22 protein-coding genes are annotated in these 22,638 nt (G+C 72.2%); 15 read left to right on the top strand and 7 right to left on the bottom strand.

Going from position 1 to position 22,638, the window contains the following annotated elements; all coding sequences use genetic code 11:
* Positions 1–12: 12 nt before the first annotated feature.
* The 3 genes from dprA (at position 13) to whiG (ending at position 3,314) form a co-directional block, all read left to right on the top strand.
* On the top strand, positions 13–1,224 hold the full coding sequence (dprA, locus tag AC1DT4_RS12340; protein WP_477090087.1) for a DNA-processing protein DprA: 1,212 nt from the start codon (positions 13–15) through the stop codon (positions 1,222–1,224).
* Between the two features lie 198 nt (positions 1,225–1,422).
* Positions 1,423–2,355: a tyrosine recombinase XerC gene (locus AC1DT4_RS12335; RefSeq protein ID WP_477090086.1), complete on the top strand. Its 933-nt coding sequence runs from the start codon at positions 1,423–1,425 to the stop codon at positions 2,353–2,355.
* A 20-nt stretch (positions 2,356–2,375) separates the two neighbouring features.
* Positions 2,376–3,314 (top strand): RNA polymerase sigma factor WhiG, encoded by a 939-nt coding sequence (whiG, locus tag AC1DT4_RS12330; RefSeq protein ID WP_477090085.1) that lies wholly within the window; start codon positions 2,376–2,378, stop codon positions 3,312–3,314.
* Positions 3,315–3,331: 17 nt separating this feature from the next.
* Here whiG and AC1DT4_RS12325 read toward each other — a convergent pair whose 3' ends face one another.
* Positions 3,332–3,883, bottom strand: coding sequence for a murein hydrolase activator EnvC family protein (locus tag AC1DT4_RS12325; RefSeq protein ID WP_477090084.1), 552 nt, complete (start codon positions 3,881–3,883; stop codon positions 3,332–3,334).
* Between the two features lie 562 nt (positions 3,884–4,445).
* Between AC1DT4_RS12325 and rpsB the strand changes: the two genes are divergently transcribed.
* The 7 genes from rpsB to AC1DT4_RS12290 all read left to right on the top strand — a co-directional run bounded on the left by rpsB (position 4,446) and on the right by AC1DT4_RS12290 (position 10,410).
* Complete coding sequence (gene rpsB, locus AC1DT4_RS12320) at positions 4,446–5,480, top strand: 30S ribosomal protein S2 (protein ID WP_477090083.1); 1,035 nt, start codon at positions 4,446–4,448, stop codon at positions 5,478–5,480.
* Between the two features lie 108 nt (positions 5,481–5,588).
* Positions 5,589–6,434, top strand: a complete 846-nt coding sequence (gene tsf / locus AC1DT4_RS12315; protein ID WP_477090082.1) for a translation elongation factor Ts — start codon at positions 5,589–5,591, stop codon at positions 6,432–6,434.
* Between the two features lie 83 nt (positions 6,435–6,517).
* Positions 6,518–7,261: a UMP kinase gene (gene pyrH / locus AC1DT4_RS12310; RefSeq protein ID WP_477090081.1), complete on the top strand. Its 744-nt coding sequence runs from the start codon at positions 6,518–6,520 to the stop codon at positions 7,259–7,261.
* Positions 7,262–7,308: 47 nt separating this feature from the next.
* The gene (gene frr / locus AC1DT4_RS12305) at positions 7,309–7,866 is read left to right on the top strand and encodes a ribosome recycling factor (RefSeq protein ID WP_477090080.1); all 558 of its coding nucleotides are present in this window, start codon (positions 7,309–7,311) and stop codon (positions 7,864–7,866) included.
* Complete coding sequence (locus AC1DT4_RS12300) at positions 7,866–8,708, top strand: phosphatidate cytidylyltransferase (RefSeq protein WP_477090079.1); 843 nt, start codon at positions 7,866–7,868, stop codon at positions 8,706–8,708. Before frr ends, AC1DT4_RS12300 begins: the two co-directional genes overlap by 1 nt.
* 23 nt (positions 8,709–8,731) lie before the next feature.
* Positions 8,732–9,859 carry a dual-specificity RNA methyltransferase RlmN gene (gene rlmN, locus AC1DT4_RS12295; RefSeq protein WP_477090078.1) on the top strand — a complete coding sequence of 376 codons (1,128 nt, stop codon included), beginning with the start codon at positions 8,732–8,734 and terminating at the stop codon, positions 9,857–9,859.
* A complete protein-coding gene (locus AC1DT4_RS12290; protein WP_477090077.1) occupies positions 9,856–10,410 on the top strand; it encodes a DivIVA domain-containing protein in 555 nt (184 codons plus the stop codon). Before rlmN ends, AC1DT4_RS12290 begins: the two co-directional genes overlap by 4 nt.
* Before the next feature lie 62 nt (positions 10,411–10,472).
* Here AC1DT4_RS12290 and AC1DT4_RS12285 read toward each other — a convergent pair whose 3' ends face one another.
* From AC1DT4_RS12285 to AC1DT4_RS12275, 3 genes are all read right to left on the bottom strand, one after another.
* A complete protein-coding gene (locus tag AC1DT4_RS12285; protein ID WP_477090076.1) occupies positions 10,473–11,285 on the bottom strand; it encodes an ABC transporter permease in 813 nt (270 codons plus the stop codon).
* Positions 11,282–12,271, bottom strand: a complete 990-nt coding sequence (locus tag AC1DT4_RS12280; protein ID WP_477090075.1) for an ATP-binding cassette domain-containing protein — start codon at positions 12,269–12,271, stop codon at positions 11,282–11,284. Before AC1DT4_RS12280 ends, AC1DT4_RS12285 begins: the two co-directional genes overlap by 4 nt.
* 65 nt (positions 12,272–12,336) lie before the next feature.
* The gene (locus AC1DT4_RS12275) at positions 12,337–13,014 is read right to left on the bottom strand and encodes a PadR family transcriptional regulator (RefSeq protein WP_477090074.1); all 678 of its coding nucleotides are present in this window, start codon (positions 13,012–13,014) and stop codon (positions 12,337–12,339) included.
* A gap of 31 nt (positions 13,015–13,045) precedes the next feature.
* On the opposite strand from AC1DT4_RS12275, the gene dxr reads away from it, so the two are divergent.
* On the top strand, positions 13,046–14,212 hold the full coding sequence (gene dxr / locus AC1DT4_RS12270; protein ID WP_477090073.1) for a 1-deoxy-D-xylulose-5-phosphate reductoisomerase: 1,167 nt from the start codon (positions 13,046–13,048) through the stop codon (positions 14,210–14,212).
* 78 nt (positions 14,213–14,290) lie between these two features.
* Here the strand turns inward: dxr and AC1DT4_RS12265 are convergent, their stop codons facing one another.
* Genes AC1DT4_RS12265 through AC1DT4_RS12255 form a run of 3 tightly spaced genes read right to left on the bottom strand, consistent with a single transcriptional unit; the run spans position 14,291 to position 17,495 of the window.
* A complete protein-coding gene (locus AC1DT4_RS12265) occupies positions 14,291–15,649 on the bottom strand; it encodes an NAD(P)/FAD-dependent oxidoreductase (protein ID WP_477090072.1) in 1,359 nt (452 codons plus the stop codon).
* Positions 15,646–17,022 (bottom strand): aspartate aminotransferase family protein, encoded by a 1,377-nt coding sequence (locus AC1DT4_RS12260; RefSeq protein WP_477090071.1) that lies wholly within the window; start codon positions 17,020–17,022, stop codon positions 15,646–15,648. The genes AC1DT4_RS12265 and AC1DT4_RS12260 overlap by 4 nt, the downstream gene beginning before the upstream one ends.
* Complete coding sequence (locus AC1DT4_RS12255) at positions 17,019–17,495, bottom strand: Lrp/AsnC family transcriptional regulator (RefSeq protein ID WP_477090070.1); 477 nt, start codon at positions 17,493–17,495, stop codon at positions 17,019–17,021. Before AC1DT4_RS12255 ends, AC1DT4_RS12260 begins: the two co-directional genes overlap by 4 nt.
* Before the next feature lie 173 nt (positions 17,496–17,668).
* Between AC1DT4_RS12255 and AC1DT4_RS12250 the strand changes: the two genes are divergently transcribed.
* The 4 genes from AC1DT4_RS12250 (at position 17,669) to AC1DT4_RS12235 (ending at position 22,589) form a co-directional block, all read left to right on the top strand.
* Positions 17,669–19,117 (top strand): gamma-aminobutyraldehyde dehydrogenase, encoded by a 1,449-nt coding sequence (locus AC1DT4_RS12250; RefSeq protein WP_477090069.1) that lies wholly within the window; start codon positions 17,669–17,671, stop codon positions 19,115–19,117.
* A gap of 153 nt (positions 19,118–19,270) precedes the next feature.
* Positions 19,271–20,494, top strand: a complete 1,224-nt coding sequence (locus AC1DT4_RS12245; protein ID WP_477090068.1) for an ABC transporter substrate-binding protein — start codon at positions 19,271–19,273, stop codon at positions 20,492–20,494.
* A complete protein-coding gene (locus tag AC1DT4_RS12240; protein ID WP_477090067.1) occupies positions 20,491–21,669 on the top strand; it encodes an ABC transporter ATP-binding protein in 1,179 nt (392 codons plus the stop codon). Before AC1DT4_RS12245 ends, AC1DT4_RS12240 begins: the two co-directional genes overlap by 4 nt.
* Positions 21,666–22,589, top strand: a complete 924-nt coding sequence (locus AC1DT4_RS12235; RefSeq protein ID WP_477090066.1) for an ABC transporter permease — start codon at positions 21,666–21,668, stop codon at positions 22,587–22,589. Before AC1DT4_RS12240 ends, AC1DT4_RS12235 begins: the two co-directional genes overlap by 4 nt.
* Positions 22,590–22,638 lie beyond the last annotated feature (49 nt).

The following is a 22,638-nucleotide window of genomic DNA, read 5'->3' as shown; positions in this document are numbered from 1 at the left end:
CGGGCAGGGCGTATGAGCGCCGTGGAGTCCGACGTGCTGGCACGCACCACCTGGAGTGCGCTGGTGGAGCCCGGGGATGTCGTCGCGGGCGCCCTGGTGGGCCTCCTGGGAGCGACGGAGGCCCTCGGGTGGGTCCGGACCGCTATCGAGTCCGGTCACGGACCTGACCTGGGTCCTCTCGAGGACGCGCGCGGCCCGCTCTCGCCGGCGGAGCGCGCGAGGATCGGCCGGGCGCTGGCCCGCTGGGCGGTGCGGCTGCCCGACTGCGACGCGCGCCGCGATCGCGACCGCCTCGACCGGCTCGGCGGCGTGGTGCTGGTCCCGGGCGACCCGCGGTGGCCGGTCGCGATGGACGACCTCGGCGTCGAGGCTCCGTTCTGCCTCTGGGTACGCGGCGACCTCGACGTCGCCGCGGCCGGCGCGCGATCGATCTCGATCGTCGGGTCCCGGGCCGCCACGTCCTACGGCGAGCGCGTCGCGTTCGACCTCGCCGACGGCGTGACGGCGGCCGGCGGGTGCGTGGTCTCCGGTGGCGCGTACGGCATCGACGCCGCCGCGCACCGCGGTGCCGTCGCCCGCGGCGGTCCGACCCTGGTCGTGCTCGCGGGCGGCGTCGACCGCGCCTACCCGGCGGGCAACGCGCGGCTGCTGGAGTCCGTCGTGGCCGCCGGGGGAGCGCTGGCCTCGGAGGTGCCGCCCACGAGCCTGCCCACCAAGAGCAGGTTCCTGCAACGAAACAGACTGATCGCCGCCGCCGGCCGGGCCACCGTCGTGGTCGAGGCGGCGTGGCGGTCGGGCGCCATGAGCACCGCGCACCACGCGGCACGGCTGCTGCGCCCGGTCGGGGCCGTGCCCGGACCGGTGACGTCGATGGCGTCCGCGGGCTGCCACCGGCTGCTGCGCGAGGGTGTCGCCGTCTGCGTGACCGACGCCGCCGAGGTGCGGGAGCTGGCGGCGTCGAGCGACGCGGACCTGGGCGCCGCGGTCGCGGCCGAGCTCGCCGCCGACGAGAGGGCGGCGCTGCCACGCGACGGCCTCGACCCCCTCGCTCGGCGCGTGCTCGACGCCATGCCGCGGCGGGTGCCGGCGGACCTCGAGCGCGTGGCGAGCGTCGCGGGCGTCTCCGTGTCCGAGGCGCGGGGGTCGCTCGGCCTCCTGGAGCTCGACGGGTGGGTCGTCCGGCGCTCGGGTGGCTGGCTCGCCGTGAGTCGTCTCACACCATGACGCCCGCGGCCTGTCCAGAAGGCGCGCCGAGAAGCGCGTGAAGAAGGTGCGGGTGAGGTGATCTGCGGGTGAAAAAATCGCGCAACCGGGCATTTCTTGGTCGGCGAATCGGACATTGCACCGGGATTCGCCCAGCGTTAGGCCGGGTAGGTGAAAGCACTGCTTGTTCCCGGCTGTGTTTCAGGTCACCGTACTCACATGGACGTGGTCGAGATCACTGCAGAGGCGCCGAATCGTGTGCGCCTGCTGTCTGATTTCTCGGCGCACCTCGCCGCTCAGCGCGGATTGTCGGCGCACACCAACCGCGCATATGTCGGAGATGTCGACCTGCTGCTCGGATATGCCTCCCGGCACGGCAGCGCCACCCTCGACGCGATCGACCTCGGCGTCCTGCGCGGCTGGCTCGCCTCGATGGCGACGACCCACCGCAGCCGCGCCACGCTCGCCCGGCGTGGTGCCGCAGTCCGGACGTTCTTCGCCTGGGCCGCCCGCACGCACCGGGTCCCGGTGGACCCCGCGCTGCGCCTCGCGACCGCCCGCAGCGCCTCGCCGCTGCCGACCGTGCTGCGGGTCGAGCCCGTCACCCAGATGCTCGACCTGGCCCGCGACCGTGCCGCCGAGGGCGACGCCGTCGCGCTGCGCGACTGGGCCCTCCTCGAGCTCCTGTACGCCACGGGCGTCCGGGTCGGCGAGGTCTGCGGTGCGGACCTGCACGACGTGGACGTGCACGAGCGGACGCTGCGGGTCGTCGGCAAGGGCGACAAGGAGCGCGTCGTCCCGTTCGGCAAGCCCGCGGCGACGGCCCTGAGCGCCTGGCTCGAGCGTGGCCGTCCGCAGCTGGCGGGGCCGACGTCGCCGTCGGCCCTGCTGCTCGGCCTCCGCGGCGGGCGTCTCGACCAGCGCCAGGCGCGCACGGTCGTCCACCAGGCCGCCGCCCTCGCCGGCGTCGACGACGTGGCGCCGCACGCGCTGCGTCACACCGCCGCCACCCACCTCCTCGAGGGTGGGTCGGACCTGCGCAGCGTCCAGGAGCTCCTCGGTCACGCGAGCCTCGCCACGACGCAGCGTTACACCCACGTCTCGGCTGACCGCCTCCGGTCCGCCTTCCAGCAAGCGCACCCCCGAGCATGACGCACAAGATGGAGTCGACGATGACGACGCAGCTGGACGCCGCCTTCCCGGTGCGCACCCGCATGACGAGCACGGCCCCCGAGGGAGTCATCCCTCAGCCGTGGCCCGCCGCCGGCGAGCAGGTCGCCGCGCCGACCGTCCCGATCACGCGCGGCGTCCCGACGCCCCGTGGTCCGGTCGCGCCGACCCGGTCCGTCGAGGAGGTCGACGCCCTGTGGGAGGACTACAAGGCGACGCAGTCCCCCCGGGCGCGTGAGGGCCTGATCCTGAACTACGCGTCCCTCGTGTCGGCCGTCGCCGGCCGGGTCGGGATGCGGCTGCCCAGCACCGTCGAGCAGGCCGACCTCGTCTCCTACGGCATGTTCGGCCTGATCGACGCCATCGAGAAGTACCAGACCGACCGCTCGGTGAAGTTCGAGTCCTATGCGTCGTCCCGCATCCGCGGCGCGATCATCGACGAGCTGCGCGCTATGGACTGGGTCCCGCGCTCGGTCCGCACCAAGGCCCGCTCCGTCGACCGCGCCTACGCCGAGCTCGAGGCCAAGCTGCACCGCACCCCGACCGAGGACGAGGTCGCCCGTCACCTCGAGATGCCCGTCGAGGACCTGCGTGCCATCTACTCCCAGCTGTCCACGGTGAACGTGGCGGCGCTGGACGAGCTGCTCGGCGGCGGCGACGACCGCCCCGGCGGCGTCTCCCTCGGCGACACCCTGGGCGACGAGCGCACGCTCGACCCGGCCGGCTCGGTCGAGGCCGCGGAGACGAAGTTCCTGCTGGCCCGCGCGATCGAGTGTCTCGGCGAGCGCGAGCGCATCGTCGTCGTCCTCTACTACTACGAGGGCATGACCCTCGCCGAGATCGGCCGGGTGCTCGGTGTCACCGAGTCCCGCATCTCGCAGATGCACACCGCCGCGATGGTCCGGCTCCGCACGCGCCTCCTCGAGGCCGAGCGGGTCTGACTCCCCGGGCGCGTCCTTCACCGAGGGACGCGCGTCGGGCCCGCGTCGTCCAGCGGAAGCAGGACCACGGGGCCCGCGCCGGGAAGCAGCGCGAGCGGGTCGACGTAGACGTCGCTCACCCGCACGCCCCAGTGCAGGCACGTGGCGGGGGCGCAGTGCGAACCCTCGGCCAGCACGACGCCGAGGACCTGCCCGGCGCCTACGACGTCCCCCGTCCGGACCGACGCGAGGACGGGCTCGACGCTCGACCGCCGACCGTTCCCGTCGGTGACGGTGACGACGCCGCGCCCGGCCACCGGACCCGCGAACGTGACGACACCGGCGACGGGGGAGACTGCCGGCGATCCGGGTGCCGAGCGCAGGTCGACGCCGCGGTGGCCGGCGGCCCACGGCTGCGGGGGTGGCTCGAACCCCCGGGCGACGTCGGCGGGGCCGGCGAGCGGGAGGCGATACGTGCCCGCAGGCGTCGGCGGCTGCGGCTCGTCGGCCGAACCGGCCGACGCGAGCGCGGCGACCGAGAGCACCGCGACCGCCAGCACCCCGAGCGCGGTGGCGGCGGTTGTGCGCACCAGTCGTCGCTCCCTCGCGGGCGGGTGCGCGGGACGGGCGGCGGACGTCGCGGTGACGGCGCCTGACCGCACCGTGCGACGGCGTCTCGGGGCCCCGTCGGCGACGTCGCGCGGTCGCACCCGACGGTTGCCGGCCCGGGAGTCGGTGGAGGTGTCGGGTGTGCTCGTCATGGCGGCGATCCTCCGGGCGGGGGGCGCCCCGCGGGGGTGCTCGGGTCGATCGTGTGGACGTGCCGCGCCGCCACCGGGGCTGTGGGAGGTTCGCTGGTGCGGACCAGGCCCGGCCATCGGCTAAACTTCTGGTGCGACCGGTCCGTACCGGTCGACTTCGCGCGTCATCCACCTGACCCGGGACCCGACGGCCACAGCGCCGGCGAGCACCAGGACGGGGTCGATCGCCGCAGCGGTCCGAGAACCTGCACGAGTGGCAGGGTCCGGAGCGGACGACGACATGACGCCAGGGGCGCCGACCAGCTGGTCGGAGCCGACAACCGAGATGCGGGCCCCGAGACGGGTCCGCCTTGACGCGTGCACCCTGCGGTGCGCGCCGGAAGGACGTGCCATGGCCGTCGTGACCATGCGCCAGCTGCTCGAGAGCGGTGTCCACTTCGGGCACCAGACCCGCCGCTGGAACCCCAAGATGAAGCGCTTCATCTTCACCGAGCGCAACGGCATCTACATCGTCGACCTGCAGCAGTCGCTGTCGTACATCGACAACGCCTACGACTTCGTGAGCCAGACCGTCGCGCACGGCGGCACCATCCTCTTCGTCGGCACGAAGAAGCAGGCGCAGGAGCCGGTCGCCGAGCAGGCCGCCCGCGTCGGCATGCCGTACGTCAACCAGCGCTGGCTCGGTGGCATGCTCACCAACTTCAGCACGGTGCACAAGCGTCTCCAGCGCCTCAAGGAGCTCGAGCAGATCGACTTCGACGACGTGGCGGGCTCGAACCTCACGAAGAAGGAGCTGCTCGTCCTGCGCCGCGAGAAGGACAAGCTCGCGAAGACGCTCGGCGGCATCCGCGACATGGCCAAGGTCCCCTCGGCCGTGTGGATCGTCGACACGAACAAGGAGCACCTCGCCGTCAACGAGGCGCGCAAGCTCGGCATCCCGGTCGTCGCGATCCTCGACACCAACTGCGACCCCGACGTCGTCGACTACCCGATCCCGGGCAACGACGACGCGATCCGCGCCGTGCAGCTGCTGACCCGCGTGATCGCGGACGCCGCGGCCGACGGTCTGCTCAAGCGTCACTCGGGTCGCACCGCGGCCGCCGAGGGCACCGAGGCCGACGCCGAGCCGCTGGCCGAGTGGGAGCGCGAGCTGCTCGCCGGCGCCGAGGCCGACCTGGCGGGCACCGAGGTCGCCGCTGACGCGACCGAGGCCGTCGCCGAGGCGAAGACCGAGATCGCCGAGGAGGTCGCTGAGGTCGTGGCCGAGGAGGTCGTGGCCGAGGCTGCGGCCGAGGTCATCGCGGAGGAGATCGCCGAGGAGGTCGTGGCCGAGGCTGTGGCCGAGGAGATCGCCCCCGAGGTCGTCGCCGAGGAGATCCCCGAGATCGCCGAGGCCGACGCCGAGGGCGACGCCGGCTCCAAGTGATCCTGCCGGTGCCGGTGGCCCTCTGACGGGCCACCGGCACTGCAGCACGTCACCGGACCCGCACGGGTCCCGCACGAACTCACGACTCAAGAGGAACGGACACGACTGATGGCGAACTACTCGCTCGCAGACATCAAGGCGCTGCGCGAGAAGACCGGTGCCGGAATGATGGACGTCAAGAAGGCGCTCGAGGAGGCCGAGGGCGACTCCGACAAGGCGCTCGAGCTCATCCGGGTCAAGGGCCTGAAGGGCGTCGGCAAGCGTGAGGGCCGCGCGGCCTCGGACGGCCTCGTCGTCGCTCACGTCGGCCCGACGGCCGACGGTGAGGGTCAGACCGGCGTGCTGGTCGAGATCAACTCGGAGACCGACTTCGTCGCGAAGAGCCCGAACTTCGTCGCCCTCGCGGACCGCGTCCTCGCGGCCGCGGTCGACAGCCCCGCGCGCGACGCGGACGCGCTGCTCGCCACGGAGGTCGACGGCTCCAGCGTGCAGACGATCGTCGACGAGACGGCCGCCACCCTGGGTGAGCGCGTCGTCGTGCGCCGCCTGGCCCGCGTGGCCGGCGAGCACGTCGAGGTCTACCTGCACAAGGTCAGCAAGGACCTGCCCCCGCAGGTCGGCGTGCTCGTCGCGACCGACGCGGCCGGCGCCGGCGTGGCCCGGGACATCGCGACGCACATCGCGGCGTTCTCGCCCACGTACCTCACGCGCGAGGAGGTCTCGGCCGACGTCGTCGCGAACGAGCGCCACATCGCCGAGGAGACGGCCCGCAACGAGGGCAAGCCCGAGGCCGCGCTGCCGAAGATCATCGAGGGCCGCCTCAACGGCTTCTTCAAGGAGAACGTCCTGCTCGAGCAGGCGTTCGCCAAGGACAACAAGAAGACGGTCGCGCAGGTCCTCGCCGAGGCCGGCGGCACGTTGACGGGCTTCGTGCGTTACCGCGTGGGAGCCTGACCTCAAGTGATCGACGGTGGCCCCGGCCCTGCGGGGTCGGGGCCGCCGTCGCACCAGCCCGATCCGACTCTTGTGGAGGCGCCGTGACCTTGGACCCGGACTCGACGCGCGGGGCCGTGCCGGACCGCCGCGTCCTGCTCAAGCTGTCGGGCGAGACGTTCGGCGGCGGTGACGTGGGCCTCGCGGCGGACGTCGTGCAGCGCGTCGCCGCCGAGATCGCGGTCGCCGTCCGGGCCGGTGTCCAGGTGGCGATCGTCGTCGGCGGTGGCAACTTCTTCCGCGGCGCCGAGCTGTCGCAGCGGGGCCTCGACCGTGCCCGTGCCGACTACATGGGCATGCTCGGCACGGTGATGAACTGCCTGGCGCTCCAGGACTTCCTCGAGCAGGCCGGCGTGAGCACACGCGTGCAGACCGCGATCGCGATGGGCCAGGTGGCGGAGCCGTACATCCCGCTGCGGGCCATCCGGCACCTGGAGAAGGGCCGCGTCGTGATCTTCGGCGCCGGCGCGGGGATGCCGTACTTCTCGACGGACACGGTCAGCGTGCAGCGCGCCCTCGAGACGCACTGCCACGAGGTGCTGATGGGCAAGAACGGCGTGGACGGCGTCTACTCGGCCGACCCGCGGACGGACCCCGACGCCGTGAAGCTCGACCACCTGACCTACACCGACGCGCTGGTCAACGACCTGGGCGTGATGGACGGATCGGCACTCAGCCTGTGCCGCGACAACGACGTGCGCATGCGCGTGTTCGGCCTCGAGGAGGCCGGCAACGTCACGCGCGCACTGCAGGGTGAGAAGATCGGCACGCTGATCACGGCGAACTGAGAAGCACAGCACGACCCCCCCACGACCATTCGCACGAAGGAGCTCCGGTGATCGACGAGACCCTCTTCGAGGCTGAAGAGAAGATGGACAAGGCCGTCGAGGTCGCCAAGGAGGACTTCTCGACGATCCGCACCGGCCGCGCCAACGCCGCGATGTTCTCCAAGGTGTTCGTCGACTACTACGGCAGCCCGACGCCCCTGCAGCAGCTCGCGTCCTTCAACGTCACCGAGGCGCGCACCATCCTCGTGTCGCCGTTCGACAAGTCGTCGACGGCCGCCATCGAGAAGGCGCTGCGCGACTCCGACCTCGGCGTCAACCCGACGAACGACGGGAACGTCATCCGCATCGTGCTGCCCGCCCTGACGCAGGAGCGCCGCAAGGACTTCGTCAAGCTCGCCAAGACCAAGGCCGAGGACGCCCGCGTCTCGGTGCGCAACGTGCGCCGCCGCGCCAAGGAGGAGCTGGACCGGATCGTCAAGGACGGCGAGGCCGGCGAGGACGAGGTCGGTCGCGCCGAGAAGGAGCTCGAGGCCCTGACGAAGAAGCACGTGGACCTCATCGACCACCTGCTCTCCTCCAAGGAGAACGAGCTCCTCGAGGTCTGATGAGCCAGACAGCCATCGCCGCCACCCGGACCCCCCGCCCTGGTCGTGACCTGCCGGTCGCGATCGTCGTCGGCGTCGCCATGCTCGTGGCGGTGGTCGCGTCGCTGTTCATCCGCAAGGAAGCGTTCGCCGTCGTCGCCGTGCTCGCGGTGTGCGCGGGGCTGTGGGAGCTGGCGCAGGCGTTCACGCGCCGGGCCATCCACCTGCCGCTGCTGCCGCTGCTCGTCGGCGCGATCGGCATCCTGGTCTCCGCGTACACCGCGGGGCCGGAGGCCCTGTTCGTCGCGTTCATGCTGACGGTCGGCGGCGTCGTCGTCTGGCGCGTGCTCGACGGGAGCGGCCAGCCCGCCCTGCGCGACGCCACCGCCGGGGCGTTCGCGGCCGCGTACCTGCCGTTCCTCGGCGGGTTCGTCATGCTCATGCTCGCGGAGCCCGACGGCGCGTCCCGGGTGATGCTCTTCATCCTCCTGTGCGTTGCCAGCGACGTCGGCGGCTACACGGTCGGCGTGCTGCTCGGCCGGCACCCGCTCGCGCCGTCCGTGAGCCCGAAGAAGACCTGGGAGGGCCTGGCCGGCTCCATCGTGCTGGCCTGCGTGGTCGGCGTGGTGGGCGTGCAGGTCGCCTTCGGCGGCGAGCCCCTGGTCGGTGTCGTCCTCGGCCTGGCCACCGTCGTCACCGCGACGCTCGGCGACCTGGCCGAGTCGCTGCTCAAGCGCGACCTCGAGCTCAAGGACATGGGCCGGCTGGTGCCGGGCCACGGCGGGCTCCTGGACCGGCTCGACTCTCTCGTCCTCACCGCGCCCGCCGTGTACGTCGTCCTCACCCTCCTCCAGCCCGCCTGAACTATCTGAGAGGGGGTACCGCGATGACCGGTACACCCGTGCGCCTCGACCTGTCCTCGCCCAGCCGGGGACCCCGTGGCAAGCCGCCCAAGCACTTCGTCGACCTCACGCCCGAGCAGCGCGTCGAGGCGGTGACCGACCTGGGGGAGAAGCCGTTCCGCGCCAAGCAGCTGGCGACGCACTACTTCACCCACCTGACCAACGACCCCGCGCTGATGACGGACCTGCCGAAGGCCACGCGCGACAAGCTGGTGGAGGGGCTGTTCCCGCAGCTGCTGACCGCCCACCGCACCCAGACGGCGGACCAGGGCACGACGGTCAAGACGCTGTGGCACCTGTTCGACGGCGCCAAGGTCGAGTCCGTCCTCATGCGCTACGCCAACCGCACGACCCTGTGCGTGTCCAGCCAGGCGGGCTGCGGGCTCGCGTGCTCGTTCTGCGCGACGGGCCAGCTGGGTCTGACCCGCAACCTCTCGACGGCGGAGATCGTCGAGCAGGTGCGCGCGGCTGCCCGGTCCCTGGCGGACGGCGAGGTGCCGGGCGGTCCGACGCGCCTGTCGAACGTCGTGTTCATGGGCATGGGTGAGCCGCTGGCCAACTACAAGTCGGTCATGGAGACGGTGCGCCGGCTCGTCGCGCCCACCCCGGACGGTCTCGGCATGTCGGCGCGCAACGTCACGGTCTCGACCGTGGGCATGGTCCCGGCGATGGACAAGCTGGCCAAGGAGGGCATCCCGGTGACCCTCGCGCTGTCGCTCCACGCACCCGACGACGAGCTCCGCAGCGAGCTCGTGCCGGTCAACACGCGGTGGAGCGTCGACGAGGCGCTCGACTCCGCGCACCGCTACTTCGAGATCACCGGCCGGCGCGTCTCGATCGAGTACGCGCTGATCCGGGACATCAACGACCACGCCTGGCGCGCCGACCTGCTCGGCGAGAAGCTCAACGCCCGCGGGCGCGGCTGGGTGCACTGCAACCCGATCCCGCTGAACCCCACGCCGGGCTCGAAGTGGACGGCGAGCGATCCCCGGGTCGAGCAGGAGTTCGTGGCACGCTTGCGTGCGCACGGGATCCCGACGACCATCCGGGACACCCGCGGCAGTGAGATCGACGGCGCCTGCGGGCAGCTCGCAGCGGAGGAGGACGAGTGAGCGACGGGATGTTCCGGACCGTGTCGGGTCTGAAGCAGGGGTACGACCCCGACGAGGTCGACGACTTCTTCTCGCACGCCCGGTCGGTCTACGAGCAGGGTCCCGCCGGCGGCCTGGCCAGCAAGGACGTGCGCGGGGTCGCGTTCGACATGGTGCGCGGCGGGTACGTCACCGCGGCCGTCGACGCCGCGCTCGACCGGCTCGAGGCCGCGTTCGTCGCACGCTCGCGGGCGGAGTACATCGCGACGCAGGGCCAGCAGGCGTGGATGAACCGCCTGAGCGAGCAGGCCCGCACGCTCTACGGCCGGCTCGGCCGCCCGGACGGCGACCGGTTCGCCGCGCCCGACGGTCGTCACCAGGGCTACGAGCCCGCCGACGTCGACGAGCTGTGCCAGCGCCTGGTGGCCTACTTCGACAAGGGCACGCCCCTGTCGGCCGCGGAGGTGCGGGCCGCGACGTTCCGCCGCCGCAAGGGCCGCAACGCCTACGCCGAGGGTCCGGTCGACGCGTTCCTCGCGCGCGCAGTCGAGGTGCTGCTCGGCGTCGAGTGAACGTGAACGAGAACGGCCGCGTCCCCGACGAGGGGACGCGGCCGTTGTCGTTCCTGGGGACGTCAGCCGTCCTCGCGCTTGAACGTGCGGGCGCCGAACCAGAGGCCGAGCCCGGCGAGCACGATGGTCAGGACGGAGCCCCACAGGGCGGTGGGCGTGCCGATGTCGCCGTTGAACTGGGCGCGGATGCCCGAGACCACGTGCTTGATCGGGTTGAGGTTGGACAGCGTGTTGAGCCACGCCGGCGCGGAGGCCGCGGTGATCGGCAGCAGGATGCCGGACAGCAGGAGCAGCGGCAGCGCGACGCCGTTCATGAGCGGGGCCAGCGCGTCCTCGCTCTTGAGCGTGAGCGCGACCGCGTAGGACGCCGACGCGAAGGCCGCGGCCAGCAGAGCCGCGGTGACGATGCCGAGCACGATGCCCCAGAACGGCGCCTCGAGCCCGAACAGGAACGCGACCGACACGAGCACGACGCCCTGCACGGCGACGACGATCACGTCGCGCAGCACCCGACCGAGCACGAGCGCGGATCGCGGTGCGGGGCTGACCCGCTCGGCCTCGATGACGCCGTCGCGCCACTCGCCGATGAGTCCGAAGCCGACGAAGAGCGCGCCGAACATGCCGAGCTGCACGAGCAGGCCCGGCACGAACAGCTGGTACGCGTTGGTGGCGCCCAGCTGGGGGGCGAGCGGCTCGAGCAGCGGGCCGAACAACGACAGGTAGAGCACCGGCTGCAGGAGCCCCATGACGGACCAGACGGGATTGCGCAGCGAGATCCGCATGGCGCGCCGGAACACGGTCAGGGTGTCGCGGACGAACGTATTCCGGCCGCTCTGCTCGTCGGTGAACGTGGGGGTGGTGGCGATGGCGGTCATGCTGCGGCTCCGTCGGTGGTGGTCTGCTGCGAGCTCTCGCCGTCGCGCAGGGAGCGGCCCGTCAGGGTGAGGAAGACGTCGTCGAGGGTCGGCCGGCGCAGCTCGACCCCGTCGAGCTCGAGTCCCTCGGCGTCCAGGGACCGGAGCAGGCCCGAGATCAGGGTGCGGCCCTGCGGGACGCGGACCTCGACCAGCGAGCCGTCGACGGTGGGTGCGTCCGCTCCGGGCAGCTGGGCGGCGATCGCCGCGATGCGGGCGACGTCGGCGGGCTGGGACGCGCTGAGCAGGACGGCGTCGCCGCTGACCCGCTGCTTGAGCTCCTCGGGCGAGCCCTGGGCCACGATCGTGCCGTGGTCGATGACGAGGATCCGGTCGCACAGGGCGTCGGCCTCGTCGAGGTAGTGCGTGGTGAGGAACACGGTGCTGCCGCGCTCGTCGCGCAGCCCACGCACGTGCGTCCAAAGGTTCGCGCGCGCCTGGGGGTCGAGGCCCGTGGTCGGCTCGTCGAGGAACACGAGCCGCGGGGTGTGGATCAGGCCCATCGCGATGTCGAGGCGGCGGCGCTGGCCGCCGGACAGCGACGAGCACTTGCGGTCCCAGAGGCCGTCGAGCTCGAGCTGGTCGAACAGCTCGCGGCCGCGGGCGGCGGCGACCGTGCGCTCGACGCCGTAGAGCAGCGCGTGGTCGATGACCTCCTCGCCGGCGCGGGCCTCGCCCGACGTCGAGCCGGACTGCGCGACGTACCCGATGCGGCGGCGGACGGCGCCGGGGTCGCGACGAAGGTCGGCGCCGGCCACGGTCGCCTCGCCGCGCGTCGGGCGCAGCAGGGTGGTGAGCATGCGCAGGGTGGTGGTCTTCCCGGCGCCGTTGGGGCCGAGGAAGCCGACGATCTCGCCGGCCTCGACGTCGAGGTCGACACCGCGCACGGCGTCGACGTCCCCTCGGCGGGTCTTGTAGGTGCGGGCCAGGCCGCGGGCATGGATCATGCGGGGTCTCCTTCGGATGAAGACCCCAGTATTCAAGATGATCTATTACTCGTCAACCTTGACTATTACGTGTCTTCGTCGGTCATCGCGTAGACGACCCACGGGCCGACGCCCGCCGCGCGGGCGACCTCGAGCTGTTCCGGGGTCGGGTTCCACAGCGGCGGCTCGCCCTGGAACGCGTACGCGCCGCCGCGCACGCGGTCGAGATAGCCCGCCGCCCACTCGAGCTCGCCGCGGGTCCGGGCGGTGATCAGCCGGGCCACCTCGGTCGCCGTGTCGGGGGTGTCCTTCGCCCCGAGGATCTCCTCGATCTGCGTGGCCAGCGAGGACAGCAGGTCCTCCAGGAGTCGCACCCGCGTCTCGACGGCGCGGACGACCTCGTCCCGGGGCAGCGCGAACGCCATGTTGACCGCGGTGAGGAACAGCGTCGGATCGTCGACCGTGAGCAGGCCCGTGCGGACCAGCGAGAGGAACTCGTCCTCGCCGGCCGCGGTCAGCCGGTACGTCGTCCGCGGCGGTCGCGGGCCCTCGGCCACCACGCCCACCTCCTCGAGGAGGCCCGCCCGGGTCAGCGACTTGAGCGCGTTGTAGATCGACCCCGGGTGCACGTGCGCCCACCGGTCGACCTCCCAGCTGACCAGCTCGCGGCGCAGGAAGTAGCCGTGCACGGGCTGGAAGATCCGTACGCACCCCAGCACGAGCAGGCGGGTCGACGAGCCCTGGGGCGTCGCGGGAGCGGGCATGCGGCGATCCTGCCACGGGCGATGCACGAAGATGGGCACCGTGACACAGCGCAGCGTCGTCCTCCTCGGGTCCACCGGATCGATCGGCACCCAGGCCGTCGACGTCATCACCCGCAACCCGGACCGGTTCTCCGTCGTCGGCCTGTCCGCGGGTGGCGGGGACGTCGACCTGCTCGCCCGGCAGGCGCGTGAGCTCGGCGTGCCCGTGGTCGCCGTCGCGGATCCGCGCGCCGAGGGTCCGCTGCGCGACGCGCTCCCGGGTGTCGAGGTCCTCGTCGGCCCGGACGCGTCGACCGACCTGGCCGGCCGCGGCGCCGACGTGGTGCTCAACGGGGTCACCGGCTCGGTCGGGCTGGGCCCGACGCTCGCGGCCCTGCGCGCCGGCAGCACGCTCGCGCTGGCCAACAAGGAGTCGCTCGTCGTCGGCGGGCGGCTCGTGCACGCCGCGCGGCAGCGGCCGGACCAGATCGTGCCGGTGGACTCGGAGCACTCCGCGATCGCGCAGGCGCTCCGCGGTGGGACGCACCCCGAGGTGCGGCGGCTGATCCTCACGGCGTCCGGTGGCCCGTTCCGCGGCTGGTCGCACGACGACATCAAGGCCGTGACCCCGCAGCAGGCGCTCGCGCACCCGACGTGGTCGATGGGACCGGTCGTGACGATCAACTCCTCGACCCTCATGAACAAGGGCCTCGAGCTCATCGAGGCGCACCTGCTCTTCGACGTCCCGGTCGAAGACATCACCGTCGTCGTGCACCCGCAGTCGGTCGTGCACTCGATGGTCGAGTTCGTCGACGGGTCGACCCTCGCGCAGGCGTCGCCACCCGACATGCGGCTGCCGATCGCGCTCGGGCTGTCGTGGCCGGACCGCGTCGCGGACGTCGCGCCGCCGTGCGACTGGACGCAGGCGACCGCGTGGACGTTCGAGCCCCTGGACGAGGAGGTCTTCGGCGCGGTGCGGCTCGCGCGCGAGACCGTCGCCGCGTCAGCCACCCACCCGGCGGTCTACAACGCGGCGAACGAGGAGTGCGTCGAGGCGTTCCTCGCCGGGCGCATCGGCTTCCTCGACATCGTGTCGACGGTCGAGCGGGTGCTGGGCGAGCACGACGGCACCGCACCGGACGCGCTGACCCTGGACGCCGTCCTCGCGGCGGAGACGTGGGCGCGGGCCCGGGCGCACGAGCTCCTGGCGCGGGCCTGAGGGATTTCGACGGATCCGGTCGAAGAACGGCCCGATCCTTCGCATTCCCGGGCCCGGCGGCCGCGGACTCGCGCGGCCTCAGTGGCCGAGCACCTGGTGGAGCAGGCCGCCGAGGCGGCTCGGGCGGCCGGTCCGGGTCTCCGTGCGGTCCGCCCACACCGTGGCGCGACGGGTCGCGGTGATGCCGGCCCACCGCACCGGCTCGGGCTCCCAGGCGGGGGACCGGTGGTCGACCCACGGCAGCCGGACGAGCGGGCTGTCCGCGCCGCTGATCAGGTCGGCCAGCGTCCGGCCGGCCAGGTTGGTCAGCGCGACGCCGTCCCCCACGTACCCGCCGGCCCAGCCGATCCCCGTGTCGGGGTCGAGCCCGACCGACGGCTGCCAGTCGCGGTGCACGCCGAGCGGGCCGCCCCAGTGGTGCGTGATCTCCGCGCGGTCGAGGACGGGGAACAGGTCGACCAGCTCGCGGTGCAGGTGCGCCGCGGTGGACCCGGTCCGGTCGTACGCGGGCAGGATCGACGAGCCCAGGTGGTACGGGGCGCCGCGGCCCCCGAAGGCGAGCCGGTCGTCGGTGGTCCGCTGGCCGTAGACGATGAGGTGCCGGGCGTCGGTGAACGTCTGCGCGCGGGAGAGCCCGATCTCGGCCCAGACCTCGGGCGGCAACGGCTCGGTAGCGATCATGTGCGAGTACACCGGCGCGACGTCGCGACGAGAGCCCGGCAGGTGGGCGCTCCAGGCCTCGGTCGCCCGCACCACGAACCGGGCGCGCACGATGCCGTGGTCCGTGACGACCGCCCGCGGCGAGAGGCGCAGGGCGCGCGTGCCCTCGGCCACGCGGGCGCCGCGGGACAGCACCACCTCGAGCAGCCCCCGGACCAGTCGGAGGGGCTGGATGCGCGCGCAGTCGGGCGTGTACGAACCGCCGACCACTCCCGCCGCGCGCACGTGCTCCGCGACGCCGTCGGGGTCGAGGAGGTGGGACTCGTCGCCCCACCGCGCGTCCGTCGCCACATCCGATGCGACGCGCTCGAGCTGCGGCCCGTTGCGCGCGAGCGTGACGGTGCCGCCGAAGGCGAAGCCGCAGTCGATCTGCTCGGCCGCGGCCACGCCGCCCACCTCGACCACGGTGTCGCGCATCGCCGCGCGCATCGCGGCGGCGGCGTCGTGCCCGTGCGCGCGGGCGAGCTCGTCGCCGGACACCGGCAGCAGCGCGGAGCACCAGCCGCCGTTGCGCCCGCTCGCCCCGAACCCCGCGACCTGCGCCTCGACCACGAGCACGTCCAGCGACGGGTCCGCCTCGAGCAGGTAGTACGCGGTCCACAGCCCCGTCAGCCCCGCGCCCACGATGACGACGTCGGCCTGCGCGTCCCCGTCGAGCGGGTCCAGGGGGTCGAGGTCGTCGAGCTGGTCGAACCAGAGCGAGAGGGGAGCCGTCACAGGCGCGCCCACGCCTCGGTCAGCACGCCCCGCAGGATGCCGGTGATCTCGTCGAACTCGGCCTGCCCGCACGTCAGCGGCGGCGCGAGCTGGATGACCGGGTCGCCGCGGTCGTCGGCCCGGCAGTACAGGCCGGCGTCGTACAGGGCCCCGGACAGGAACCCGCGCAGCAGACGCTCGCTCTCGTCGTCGTCGAACGTCTCGCGGGTGGCCTTGTCCTTGACCAGCTCAATCCCGTAGAAAAACCCCTCGCCGCGGACGTCGCCGACGATCGGCAGGTCGAGCAGGCCCTCCAGCGAACGCCGGAAGGCGGGTGCGGACTCCTTGACGTGCTGGTTCAGGCCCTCGCGCTCGAAGAGGTCGAGGTTGGCGTTGGCGACGGCCGCGGACACGGGGTGCCCGCCGAACGTGTAGCCGTGCGCGAACGACGCGTTGCCCTTGGCGAACGGCTCGTACAAGCGGTCCGAAGCGATGAGCGCCCCGATGGGGGAGTAGCCCGAGGTCAACCCCTTCGCGCACGTGATCATGTCCGGGACGTACCCGAAGTCGTCGCACGCGAACATCGAGCCGATGCGCCCGAACGCGCAGATGACCTCGTCGGAGACCAGCAGGACGTCGTACTGGTCGCAGATCTCGCGGACCCGCTCGAAGTACCCGGGCGGCGGCGGGAAGCAGCCGCCGGCGTTCTGGACGGGCTCGAGGAACACGGCCGCGACGGAGTCGGGCCCCTCCATCTCGATGGCCTCGCCGATGCGGTCGGCGGCCCAGCGCCCGAACGCCTTCGGGTCGCCGCGCAGGTGCTCCGGCGCGCGGTACTCGTTGGTGTTCGGCACCTTGTGCGCGCCGGGGACCAGCGGCTCGAACTGCTCCTTGAGCGCCGGCAGACCGGTGATCGACAAGGCCCCGTGCGGCGTGCCGTGGTAGGCGATCGCGCGCGAGATCACCTTGTACTTGTTGGGCTTGCCGGTGAGCTTGAAGTAGTTCTTGGCCAGTTTCCAGGCGGTCTCGACGGCCTCGCCGCCGCCCGTGGTGAAGAAGACGTGGTTCAGGGTGCCGGGCGCGTAGGCGGCCAGGCGCTCCGCGAGGTCGATGGCCTGCGGGTGGGCGTACGACCACAGCGGGAAGAACGCGAGCTGCTCGGCCTGGACCCGTGCGGCCTCGGCCAGCTCGGCCCGGCCGTGCCCGGCCTGCACGACGAAGAGTCCCGAGAGCCCGTCGATGTACTTGCGGCCCTGGTCGTCCCAGATGTGGTGGCCCTCGCCGCGCACGATCGTCGGGACGCCGTGGTCCCAGGCGCTCTGCCGGGTGAAGTGGCCCCAGAGGTGGGACCTGGCAGCCTCGGAACGGTCGGTGCCGCGAGGTGTGGTGCTCATCGGGTCCCCCAGTTGTAGAGCTGCTTGCGCAGCCGCAGGTACACGAACGTCTCGGTGGTCCGGACGCCGGGGAGCGAACGGATCTTCTGGTTGAGGACCTCGAGCAGGTGGTCGTCGTCCTCGCACACGATCTCGCAGAGCAGGTCGAAGCCCCCGGCGGTGATGACGACGTAGTCCACCTCGGGCAGCTCCGCCAGCGCGTCCGCGACGACGGACAGGTCGCCCTCGCACTTCAGCCCGATCATCGCCTGCCGCGTGAACCCGACCTGCAGGGGGTCCGTGACGGCGACGATCTGCATGACGCCCGAGTCGGTCAGGCGCTGCACGCGCTGCCGGACGGCGGCCTCCGACAGGCCGATCGCCTTGCCGATGGCGGCGTAGGGGCGCCGTCCGTCCTCCTGGAGCTGTTCGACGATCGCCTTCGAGACGTCGTCGAGTGCCGGGTGCCCCGGTGCTGGTCTGCGTGTGCCCACCCGCCGATGGTGGTCGGCCGGGCGCCTCAATGCAAGGAATCCGTTGCGACAGGCCGTGTGAACTTCTGATTTCGGCGTCCGTGCCCCTCCGATTGGCCGAATGCCCCGTCCAGACCTCCCGCGCGGACCCGTTGCGGCGTAGCGTGCGGCCCACCGACTGTGAGGAGACTCCCGTGAGCCAGGCCCCCGACCAGACGCTCGAGCTGCGGAACGTGATCGGTGGCGCGCAGCGCCCCGCCGCGGACGGCCGCACGACGTCCGTCATCGACCCCTCGACCGGGGTGGAGTACGCCCGCGCGCCCCTCTCGGGGGCCGAGGACGTCGACGCCGCGTACGGCGCGGCCTCGGAGGCGTTCACGACGTGGGGCCGCACGACGCCCGCCGAGCGCCAGCTCGCGCTCCTGCGGCTGGCCGACGCCGTCGAGGCGCGGGCCGACGAGTTCGTCGCGGTCGAGTCGCGCAACACCGGCAAGCCGCTGCACCTGACCGCCACGGACGAGGTGCCGCCGTGCGTGGACCAGCTGCGCTTCTTCGCCGGCGCCGCGCGCGTGCTCGACGGGCTCAGCGCGGGGGAGTACATGGCCGGCCACACGTCATGGGTGCGCCGGGAGCCGGTCGGCGTCGTCGGCCAGGTCACCCCGTGGAACTACCCGCTGATGATGGCCATCTGGAAGATCGCCCCGGCGCTCGCGGCGGGCAACACGATCGTGCTCAAGCCGTCCGACACGACGCCGGCCTCGACGCTGCTGCTCGGGCAGGTCGCGGCCGAGGTGCTTCCCCCGGGCGTCCTCAACGTGATCTGCGGCGACCGCGACACCGGTCGCGCCCTCGTCTCCCACCAGCGCCCCGACATGGTGGCCATCACCGGTTCGGTCCGCGCCGGCTCCCAGGTGGCCGAGGCCGCCGCGGCCAACGTCAAGCGCGTGCACCTCGAGCTCGGCGGCAAGGCCCCGGTGATCGTGTTCGCCGACGCGGACCTCGCCGCGGCCGCCGAGGGCATCGCCGGCGCCGGCTACTACAACGCCGGTCAGGACTGCACGGCCGCCACGCGCGTGCTGGTGCACGCGTCGGTGCGCGCCGACTTCGTCGCGGCCCTCGCCGAGGCGGCCAAGGGCCAGCGGACGGGGATGCCGGACGATCCGGACGTCGCGTTCGGCCCGGTCAACAACGCCCTCCAGCTCGAGCGCGTCACGGGCTTCCTCGACCGGCTCCCCGACCACGCGTCGATCGTGGCCGGCGGCCACCGCGTGGGTGACGCGGGCTACTTCGTCGAGGCCACGGTCGTCGACGGCCTGCGCCAGGACGACGAGGCCGTGCAGGACGAGATCTTCGGCCCGGTCATCACCGTCCAGACGTTCACCGACGAGGACGAGGCGATCGCGCTGGCCAACGGCGTGCGCTACGGGCTGTCGAGCTCGGTGTGGACGCAGAACCACGGCCGGGCGCTGCGGATGTCCCGCGCGCTCGACTTCGGCGTGGTCTGGATCAACACCCACATCCCGTTCGTCGCGGAGATGCCCCACGGCGGCTTCAAGCACTCGGGCTACGGCAAGGACCTCTCGATGTACGGCTTCGAGGACTACACCCGGATCAAGCACGTCATGTCGGCTTTCGACGCGTAAGTCGACGGATACAGGATCCGCATGTTCCATCCGTGCAACATTTTCGTTGCGGACGGGTGTTTCCACGACGGATTCCTTGCTGGACGGCTGTCTGTTTGCGAAGATCCACCGACCGCCGTCACCGGCGGCCCCCTCCGGCACCCTAGGAGCCTCATGAGCCCCCTCCGCCGACCCGCCCCGGCCGACCCGCGCGTGCGCGCTCTCGTCGCCCAGGCGCAACGGGCCAACCTGTCGCGGCGATCGTTCCTCATCGGTGCCCTGGGCACGGCGGGCGCCGGGGCGCTGCTGGCGGCCTGCGGCACCGGCTCGCCCTCCGGGACCACGGAGACGGCCAAGGACGTCTCGGGCAGCGACAAGGTCGTCCGCTGGGCGAACTGGACGCAGTACCTCGACCAGGACGAGGACGGCACGGCCTACCCGACGCTCGTCGAGTTCGAGAAGCAGAGCGGACTCAAGGCCACGTACGCCGAGGACATCGACGACAACGACTCGTTCTACGGCAAGGTCTCGGGCCAGCTGAAGAACGGCCAGGACATCGGGTACGACATCGTCACGCTGACCGACTGGATGGCGGCGCGGATGATCCGGCTCGGCTACACCCAGGAGCTGGACAAGGAGCGGATCCCGAACGCCGCCAACATCCTGCCCAACCTGGCGAACGTCGACTTCGACCCGGGCCGCAAGCACTCGCTCACGTGGCAGTCGGGCTTCGCGGGCTTCGCGTGGGACAAGGAGAAGGTGCCGAGCGGGGTGCACACGCTGAGCGACCTGTGGGCGCCCGAGCTGGCGGGGCGCGTCGAGGTCCTCTCGGAGATGCGCGACACGATGGGCATCATCATGCTCGACCAGGGCGTCGACCCGTCGGGCGACTGGAGCGACGACGACTTCTACGGCGCGCTCGAGATCCTCAAGGGCAAGATCGACTCCGGCCACATCCGCCAGGTCCGCGGCAACGCGTACACGCAGGACCTGGCGTCGGGCGACGCGATCGCGGTCATCGGCTGGTCGGGCGACATCACGTCGCTCAACTACGAGGCGGACGACAAGTTCGAGTTCGCCATCCCCGAGGCCGGCGGCACGCTGTGGAGCGACAACCTGATGGTGCCCGTCGGCTCGCCGCACCTGGGCAACGCCGAGGACCTCATGAACTACTACTACGACCCGGCGGTCGCGGCGCAGGTCGCGGCATGGGTCAACTACATCACCCCCGTCGAGGGTGCCCGCGAGGAGATGGAGAAGATCGACCCGGACCTCGCGGAGAACCCCTACATCTTCCCGACCGAGGAGATCCTGTCCAAGGTCAGCGTGTTCCGGACGCTGACGCCCGACGAGGAGGAGCGCTACAACGGCGAGTTCCTCACCGTGATCGGCGCATGACCAGCACGTCGACCGATGCCGTGGCGGACGCCACGGCGGCCTCGGGGGGCGCCGCGCTCGAGATCGTGGGCGTCACCAAGGAGTTCGGCTCGTTCGTCGCGGTGGACGACCTCACGCTCACCGTGCCCTCGGGGTCGTTCTTCGCCCTGCTCGGCCCGTCGGGCTGCGGCAAGACGACGACCCTGCGGATGGTGGCCGGTCTCGAGCAACCGAGCGCGGGCACCCTGTCGATCGGCGGCCGGGACGTCACCGGCACGCGGGCGCACCAGCGACCGGTGAACACCGTGTTCCAGAGCTACGCGCTGTTCCCGCACCTGACCGTGGGGGAGAACGTGGCGTTCGGGCTCAAGCGCTCGCGCGCCGACGGCATCGCGAAGCGCGTGGCCGACGGCCTGGACCTGGTCGAGCTGGGCCACCTCGCCGACCGCAAGCCGGCCCAGCTCTCCGGCGGCCAGCAGCAGCGCGTCGCGCTCGCTCGCGCCCTGGTGAACCGCCCGTCGCTCCTGCTCCTCGACGAGCCGCTCGGCGCGCTCGACCTGAAGCTCCGCCGGCAGATGCAGCTCGAGCTCAAGCGCATCCAGACCGAGGTCGGGCTCACGTTCGTGCACGTCACGCACGACCAGGAGGAGGCCATGACGATGGCCGACACGGTCGCGGTGATGAACCACGGCCGGATCGAGCAGATGGGCTCGCCGGCCGATCTCTACGAGCTGCCGCGCACCGCCTTCGTGGCCAACTTCCTCGGGCAGTCCAACCTGGTCGCCGGGACCGTCACCGAGCGGCTGACGAAGCGCGGCCTGCTCGGGGTGGACGTCGGCGGCACGCGCATCCTCGTGCCCGAGTCCCGGGCCGTGAGCACCGAGGGTGCCGTGCTCGTCGGCGCCCGGCCCGAGAAGATGCGGCTGCTCGTCGACGACCAGGACCCCGGAAGCGAGGAGAACGTCCTCGGGCCCGGGATCGTCACCGACGTGTCGTTCATGGGCGTCAGCACGCAGTACCAGGTCGAGGTCCCCGGGATGGGCACGTTCGGGGTCTTCGCGCAGAACCTCCTCGGCGGTGCCACCGTCACGGTGGGCTCGTCCGTGCGCCTCGCCTGGGCCGTCGACTTCACGTTCGGCCTGGACGGCGCGCAGGCCGCCGACGAGGGCACGGTCGACCTGGACGACGAGCCGTGAGCATCGCAGCCGCGTTGGGCGACAGCGTCGCCAGCGGCCCGGACGCGCCGCCGCCCCGCCGCACCGCGCAGCGCGCCCACCTCGTCCTGCTCGGCCCGGGGCTGCTGTACCTGGTGCTCTTCTTCGTCGTGCCGGTCGGTGCGCTGCTGGCGACGTCGCTGTACGTCCCGGTGCCCGGCGGCGACGTCGGTCAGTACCAGCCCGCGTTCCACTGGCAGAACTACGTCGACGCCATCGCCCAGTTCTGGCCGACGATCCTGCGCTCCTTCTGGTTCGCGCTCCTGGCCACGGGCGCCGCGTTGGTGATCGGCTACCCGATGGCCTACGTGATCGCGGTCCGGGCGCGGGGGCGCAAGCTGCTGCAGGGCCTCCTGCTCGTGCTCGTCGTGGCGCCGTTCTTCACCAGCTTCATCCTGCGGACGATCGCGTGGAAGCAGATCCTGGCCGACGACTCGCTCGTGGTCGCGGTCCTGCACTTCCTGCACCTGCTTCCCCCGGACGCCCGGCTCACCGCGACGCCGTTCGCCGTGGTCTGCGGCCTGACGTACAACTTCCTGCCGTTCATGGTGCTGCCGATCTTCGCGGCGCTGGAGCGGCTCGACTCCCGGCTGCTCGAGGCGGGCGCGGACCTGTACGCCTCGCCGACCACCACGTTCCGCACGGTCACCTGGCCGTTGTCGATGCCCGGGGTCGTCGCCGGCACGCTGCTCACGTTCATCCCGGCGGCGGGCGACTACGTGAACGCCTCGCTGCTCGGCAACAACACGAACACGACGATGGTCGGTCAGGTCATCGACGCGCGGTTCTTCAAGGTGCTCGACTACCCGACCGCCGCGTCTTTGTCGGTCGTGCTCATGGTGGCGATCCTGCTGCTGGTCGGCGCGTACATCCGGCGCGCCGGGACCGAGGACCTGCTGTGACGGCGGTGCTCGAGCCCGTCTCGGCGACGACGGCACCGAGGGCCGTCGC

The organism is Cellulomonas sp. P4_D11 (assembly GCF_056401915.1).
Note: the sequence above shows the minus strand (reverse complement) of the source record. Positions and strands in the feature narration are given on the sequence as shown.

Coding starts and splice junctions, on each gene's coding strand:
- dprA (WP_477090087.1), top strand. CDS start 13: ATGAGCGCCGTGGAGTCCGACGTGCTGGCACGCACCACCTGGAGTGCG.
- AC1DT4_RS12335 (WP_477090086.1), top strand. CDS start 1,423: ATGGACGTGGTCGAGATCACTGCAGAGGCGCCGAATCGTGTGCGCCTG.
- whiG (WP_477090085.1), top strand. CDS start 2,376: ATGACGACGCAGCTGGACGCCGCCTTCCCGGTGCGCACCCGCATGACG.
- rpsB (WP_477090083.1), top strand. CDS start 4,446: ATGGCCGTCGTGACCATGCGCCAGCTGCTCGAGAGCGGTGTCCACTTC.
- tsf (WP_477090082.1), top strand. CDS start 5,589: ATGGCGAACTACTCGCTCGCAGACATCAAGGCGCTGCGCGAGAAGACC.
- AC1DT4_RS12300 (WP_477090079.1), top strand. CDS start 7,866: ATGAGCCAGACAGCCATCGCCGCCACCCGGACCCCCCGCCCTGGTCGT.
- rlmN (WP_477090078.1), top strand. CDS start 8,732: ATGACCGGTACACCCGTGCGCCTCGACCTGTCCTCGCCCAGCCGGGGA.
- AC1DT4_RS12285 (WP_477090076.1), bottom strand. CDS start 11,285: ATGACCGCCATCGCCACCACCCCCACGTTCACCGACGAGCAGAGCGGC.
- AC1DT4_RS12280 (WP_477090075.1), bottom strand. CDS start 12,271: ATGATCCATGCCCGCGGCCTGGCCCGCACCTACAAGACCCGCCGAGGG.
- AC1DT4_RS12275 (WP_477090074.1), bottom strand. CDS start 13,014: ATGCCCGCTCCCGCGACGCCCCAGGGCTCGTCGACCCGCCTGCTCGTG.
- dxr (WP_477090073.1), top strand. CDS start 13,046: ATGGGCACCGTGACACAGCGCAGCGTCGTCCTCCTCGGGTCCACCGGA.
- AC1DT4_RS12260 (WP_477090071.1), bottom strand. CDS start 17,022: ATGAGCACCACACCTCGCGGCACCGACCGTTCCGAGGCTGCCAGGTCC.
- AC1DT4_RS12245 (WP_477090068.1), top strand. CDS start 19,271: ATGAGCCCCCTCCGCCGACCCGCCCCGGCCGACCCGCGCGTGCGCGCT.
- AC1DT4_RS12240 (WP_477090067.1), top strand. CDS start 20,491: ATGACCAGCACGTCGACCGATGCCGTGGCGGACGCCACGGCGGCCTCG.